The organism is Bartonella sp. AA74HLJMH (assembly GCF_042197045.1).
Lineage (GTDB): Bacteria > Pseudomonadota > Alphaproteobacteria > Rhizobiales > Rhizobiaceae > Bartonella.
This window is the reverse complement of record NZ_JBHIRJ010000139.1, coordinates 1-683: the sequence shown is the minus strand read 5'-3', so window position 1 is coordinate 683 and position 683 is coordinate 1. Positions and strand designations below refer to the sequence as shown.

The window sequence follows — 683 nt, the reverse complement described above, 5'->3', positions numbered from 1 at the left end:
TATTTACGAAGGCATGACAATCACTGAAAAGCAAGCAGAAGAACTTCTTTGCCAAGACTTAAGACAATTTGAAAATGCTGTTGAACGCGCTGTTACAGTTTCATTAACGGATGAACAATTCGCGGCGTTAGTGTCCTTTTGCTATAATGTAGGAACAGGAGCCTTTTGTAACTCGACACTGTTAAAAAAGCTCAATCAAGGTGAATATGAAGCTGTCCCTGCCGAGCTACAGAAATGGACCAAAGCAGGCGGTAAGCGTCTTGAAGGTCTCGCACACCGGCGTGCGGCAGAAACAGGCTTATGGGCAAAAGGGGCTTATGTTTCCTCCAATTATCAAACAGTAGAAACGCAAGCACCAACGGGGTTTTTCAAAGCCGAAGCCCTTGCACCGATTATTGGTTCTTTTTCTGGGCTTGGAGGCTTATTAGCAGGAAATGGACCAATCCAATGGGCTTTGGCCACCATTATGGTTTTAGCCGCATGTGCTGGTATTTTCTTTGTTGCTAAACGCTTTCAGGAGCATCGTCTATGATCTTATGGATGAAAAGAAATCTGATGGTGACAGGCGCGGCTTTAGCCGCTTTTTTTATGATTTTAGCAAGAGCTTTTAATTTTGGGAAAAAAGCAGAGCAACAAAAGCAAACAGAAAAAGCTTTAAAAGCAGCCACAACCCGTCTTGAGGT

Annotated in this window: 1 protein-coding gene; it reads left to right on the top strand. The window is 43.6% G+C overall.

Annotated elements, in window-relative coordinates; genetic code table 11:
* Positions 1-532: lysozyme (locus tag ACFINH_RS10210; RefSeq protein WP_375633061.1), on the top strand; the 532-nt coding region annotated here is incomplete at its 5' end.
* Between the last annotated feature and the right edge of the window lie 151 nt (positions 533-683).